This window comes from Kitasatospora sp. NPDC091257 (genome assembly GCF_044757675.1).
Classification (GTDB): domain Bacteria; phylum Actinomycetota; class Actinomycetes; order Streptomycetales; family Streptomycetaceae; genus Kitasatospora; species Kitasatospora lactacystinica.
Genome location: NZ_JBIVVI010000757.1, coordinates 1 through 4525, shown reverse-complemented (window position 1 = coordinate 4525; position 4525 = coordinate 1). Strand labels below are relative to the sequence as shown.

Sequence of the window (4525 nt, the reverse complement as noted above, 5' to 3'; positions counted from 1 at the left end):
GGGTCAGGCCCGGTAGCCGAGGACGGTCATCATGCCCGTCTCCGCGTGGTAGACGTTGTGGCAGTGCACCATCCACAGCCCCGGGTTGTCCGCGTCGAAGTCGACGGCCAGGGTCGTGCCCGGCAGCACGACCGCGGTGTCCTTGCGCGGGCCGTCGCCGGGCAGCGCGAAGCTGTGGCCGTGCAGGTGGACGGGGTGCCACATGGTGGTGCTGTTGCGGAACTCCAGCCGCACCCGCTCGCCCGCCGCCACCGGATGGCGCTGCGCCGGGTCGTACCTGCGGCCGTTGAACGCCCAGTCGGCCTTCGCCATCCCCCCGGTGAGCTCCAGCTTCACCGTGCGGTCCGGCGCCCTGGCGGGCAGCCGCACGCCCGGGGCCGCCCTGAGCTGCCCGGCGGTGACCAGCCGGCCGTCCAGCTCGGCCGGGCGGACGGCGGCCTCGGGGGCGGCACCGCCGCCGGTGCGCAGCACGGCCAGGGCGGTGGCGTTCTTGCCCTCGGCCAGCGCGGTCAGCGGAAAGACGCCGTCCCCGGCGGTGACCAGCACGTCGTAGCGCTCGCCCATGCCGAGCAGCAGCGCCTGGGTGGTGGCCGGTTCGACCGGGAAGCCGTCGGTGTGGGTGACGGTCAGCTCGTGGCCGCCGAGGGCGACCCGGTAGGCGGTGTCGCCGCCCGCGTTGATCAGGCGGATCCGGATCCGGTCGCCGGGTTTGGCGGCGAAGGTCTCGGGCGCGGTGGCGAGCCTTCCGTTGACCAGGTGGAACGGGTACGCGACGTCGCCGGCGTCACCGCCCAGCAGTGGGCTCCGGGCGCCCATCAGCATCCGGCCGGGGGCCGCGCCGCTCGGGGCGCCTCCCGTCCCGGGCATCCCCGGCGTCCCCGGCATGTCGTGGCCCGGCATCCCCGACACACCCGGCATACCCGGCATGTCGTGTCCGGAGCCGCCCGAGTGGTCCATCCCTCCCATGCCCTTGGCGAGTTCGGCGAGGACGGCGTCCGGGGTGCTGCCGTCGACGCCGTCCACCCAGTCGTCCAGGACGACGACCCACTCCTTGTCGTAGGCCAGCGGCTCCCTGGGGTCCTCGACGATCAGCGGCGCGTACAGGCCGCGGTCCTGCTGGACGCCGGAGTGCGGGTGGAACCAGTACGTGCCCGGGTGGGAGAGCGCGAAGCGGTACTCGAACGAGCCGCCGGGCCTGATGTCGGCCTGGGTCACGCCCGGCACGCCGTCCATGTCGTTGCGCAGGGCGAGGCCGTGCCAGTGCAGCGAGGTGGACTGCGGCAGGTGGTTGGCCAGGGTGACGGCGAGGGTGTCGCCGAGGGTGGCGCGCACCTCCTGGCCGGGCAACCGGTCGCCGTACGCCCAGCTGCGGACGGTGCGGCCGCCGAGGTCGAGGGTGGCCTCGGTGGCGGTGAGCGCGATCTTGCGCTCCGGGCCGGGGTTGCGCGCGGCCTCGGCGGCGGCGACTTCGGGGCCGTTCGGGGCGAGGTAGCCGGCCGGGGCGGCGGACGGGCCGGCCGAGCCGCTCGCTCCGGTCGCTCCGGTCGCTCCGGTCGCTCCGACGGTGGAGCCGTGGTTCATGGACCCGTGGTCCATGCCCTGCATGGAGTCGGAGGAGCAGGCGGCGAGCAGGCCTGTCCCGGCGGCGGCGAGCGCGGCGCCGAGGACGGTACGACGGGTGGGTGTGCGCATGGCGGAGTGCACCTCGTGCGGTGGGTGGGTGTACAGGGCGTCGCGTCGGCCGTTCCGTGCGCGGGCGCCGCGGGGCGCGAGCGGGCACATGGAGGTGCGCGCGGGCGCTCCCGAGCGGGCGCGGGCACGGGACGGCGGGCGCGCGCCTACTGACGCAGCACCGAAAGCCGGGTGAGGAGGATCCGCCCGCCTCCGGGCGGGGGCAGCGCGCGGAGGGCCCGCAGCAGCCGGGCCCGTACCTCGGCGGCGGCGTCGCCGCTGCGGCGCAGCAGCGGGCCGGTGAGAAGCAGCACCAGGGTCCAGCCGGCCAGGACGGCGAGGCAGACCGCCATCGGGTCCATGCCGCCGGGGGCGGCGGGGTCGAGGGTGCCGACGGTGCCGACCGCGGAGGCGGCCCGGTGGCCGGCGGCGAGGTGGCCGGCGGCAAGGTGGACCGGGGCGAGATGGACGGGGGCGGGCTCGGCGGCCGGTCCGTGCCGGACGGCGCCCGACGGGTGCGGCGGCGGGGCCTGCGTCCCGGCGCGCTCGCGCCCGCCGTGGCCGCTCTGCCCGCCGTGGCCGATCGCTCCGCTCCGCCCGCTGTGTTCGCTCTGTCCGCTGTGTCCGGCGGACCCGCCGTGCCCGCCGCCCGGATGGCCGAGCGTATGCATGGTCACGACGCCGAGCAGCAGCGCGGCGAGCAGCAGCAGGCGCAGGGCCCCCGGCACCGGCGGACCGAACGGCCGCAACCGCGCCATCCTCCGCCCCCGTCCGCGACGCCCGCCATATGTACCCCCGCAGGGTATCCCGACCCTACGCCGCCGGCCGGGCCGGGCCGCGCCGCCCTCCTGTTCACTCCGTGGCGTGCGGGTCCGCGCCCAGCACCGCCGCCGCCACGTGCTCGCGGAACCAGCGGTGGCCCGGATCGGCCGCGTTGCGCGGGTGCCAGGCCATCCCCAGCTCCAGCGGGGCGAGTTCGAGCGGGATCGGGAAGGTGCGCAGGCCCAGCGCGGCGATGGTGTCCGGCAGCCAGTCCGCCGGGACGAGGGTGACCAGGTCGCTGTCCCGGGCCAGCAGCATCGCACCGGTGTGGCTCGGCACGACGACCGCCACCCTGCGCTTCAGCCCGAGCCCGGCCAGCGCGGTGTCGATCGGGCCGAGGCGCTTGCCGCGCCGGGAGACGCCGATGTGGTCGGCGGCGGCGAAGCGACGGGCGGTGATCCGGCGGCCGTCGAACAGCGGGTGGCCGCCGCGGGCGAGACCGACCAGCGGGACGCTCATCAGCCGACGGGTGCGGACCTCGGGGTCCAGGTGGCCGAGCACGCCGAGCTCGATGTCCACCGGGCCCTGCCGCAGCGCCGGGCCGCCCTCCAGGGTCTCCGGCAGGAACACCACGTCCACCCGCGGCGCCTCGGCCCGCATCCGCTCGGCGAGCGCGCCGGCCGTCCGCACCAGCATCAGCTCACCGGCCTGCACCGTGAAGGTGCGGTCGAGGTGCACGGGGTCGAACCCGGCGCCGGGGCGCAGCACGCTGTCGCAGCCGCGCAGCAACGCGCCCACCTCCTCCCGCAGTTCGAGCGCCCGCGGGGTCGGGACGAGTCCCTGCCCGGCGCGCACCAGCAGCGGGTCCTCAACGGCGCGGCGCAGCCGGGCCAGCATCCGGCTGACCGCCGCCGGCGAGGTGCCGAGCCGCTCGGCCGCACGGGTCACGCTGTTCTCCTGGAGCAGGGCGTCCAGGGCCCGCAGCAGGTTGAGGTCCATCGATCACACGCTCCTGAGCTGTGTCTTTGTGTTCCGCGCAACTATCCGATGCCGATCCTTGCATTGTTCCCGCCGGCACCCGCCCCGAAGGTGGAGACGACAGGTGATCACCTGCCACTCCTCGATCACCCCTCGGAGCTCTCGTGTCCCAGTCCTCCCAGCCCTCCCGCACCGCCCGTGCCTCCCGTGCCGCCCGTGCCTCCCGTGCCGCCCGTGCCGCCCGTGCCGCCCGCGCCGGCGACGTCCTCGCCGTCGTCAGCCAGAGCGGCCCGACCGTCTCGTTCTTCGACGCCGCCACCGACCGGCACCTCGACACTCTCCAAGTCCTCGCCGAGCCGCACGAGTTGTGCTTCGACCCGACCCAGCGGCTGCTCTGGTGCAGCAGCGCGTACCACTCGGGCTACTACCACGCCAACAGCGGCCGCCGCACCGAGCTGACCGTCATCGACGTCGACACCCGCCGGATCATCGAGGTGATCGACCTCGCCCCCGAGCACGGCCCGCACGGGCTGGCGCTGGACACCGCCCGGGGCCGCCTCTACGTCAGCGTGGAGGGCGGCGAGGACCGCCCCGGCGGGGTCGTGGTCATCGACACCGCGACCCGTCGCCCGCTCGGCCGGATCGACACCGACGCCCCCGGCCCGCACTGGTTCGCCGTCTCCCCGGACGGCCGGACCGGCTTCGCCACCAACAAGGAGGCACCCTTCGTCTCGGTGGTGGACCTCGAACGGGGCACGCTGACCGCCAAGGTGGAGGTCCCCGGCAGCGAGGGCCTGGCCGTCTCCCCCGACGGCACCCGGGTCTATGCCGCCGGCCCGTACTTCTCCACCTCCGCCGCCCCCGCCGCGGCGCCGGGCATCCGCGTCATCGACGTCCCGACCGCGACCGTCACGGCCGTCCTCCCGACGGACTCCCCGGCCCTGCCGGTACACCTCACCTCGACCGGCCTGCTCCTGGCCGGCGAAGTCCGGTCGGCCCCCGCCCCCGGCTCCGCCCTGGGGCGCCAACTCCCGGGCCGCCTCACCGTGTTCGCCACCGACGACCACCGCTGCCTCGGCTCCGTCGAGGTGGGCCTCTTCCCCCTCACCATCAC

The 4525-nt window shown here is 75.8% G+C and carries 4 protein-coding genes; 1 reads left to right on the top strand and 3 read right to left on the bottom strand.

What is annotated here, in order from left to right:
- Positions 1 to 3: 3 nt before the first annotated feature.
- The 3 genes from ACIQOV_RS28915 to ACIQOV_RS28905 all read right to left on the bottom strand — a co-directional run bounded on the left by ACIQOV_RS28915 (position 4) and on the right by ACIQOV_RS28905 (position 3432).
- Positions 4 to 1692, bottom strand: a complete 1689-nt coding sequence (locus ACIQOV_RS28915; protein WP_401053461.1) for a multicopper oxidase family protein — start codon at positions 1690 to 1692, stop codon at positions 4 to 6.
- Positions 1693 to 1838: 146 nt separating this feature from the next.
- On the bottom strand, positions 1839 to 2399 hold the full coding sequence (locus tag ACIQOV_RS28910) for a hypothetical protein (protein WP_401053459.1): 561 nt from the start codon (positions 2397 to 2399) through the stop codon (positions 1839 to 1841).
- Positions 2400 to 2523: 124 nt separating this feature from the next.
- Positions 2524 to 3432, bottom strand: coding sequence for a LysR family transcriptional regulator (locus tag ACIQOV_RS28905; protein WP_401053457.1), 909 nt, complete (start codon positions 3430 to 3432; stop codon positions 2524 to 2526).
- A 143-nt stretch (positions 3433 to 3575) separates the two neighbouring features.
- Here ACIQOV_RS28905 and ACIQOV_RS28900 point away from each other — a divergent pair.
- The coding region (locus ACIQOV_RS28900) for a YncE family protein (protein WP_401053455.1) at positions 3576 to 4525 on the top strand (950 nt) is incomplete at its 3' end.

Coding starts and splice junctions, on each gene's coding strand:
- ACIQOV_RS28915 (WP_401053461.1), bottom strand. CDS start 1,692: ATGCGCACACCCACCCGTCGTACCGTCCTCGGCGCCGCGCTCGCCGCC.
- ACIQOV_RS28905 (WP_401053457.1), bottom strand. CDS start 3,432: ATGGACCTCAACCTGCTGCGGGCCCTGGACGCCCTGCTCCAGGAGAAC.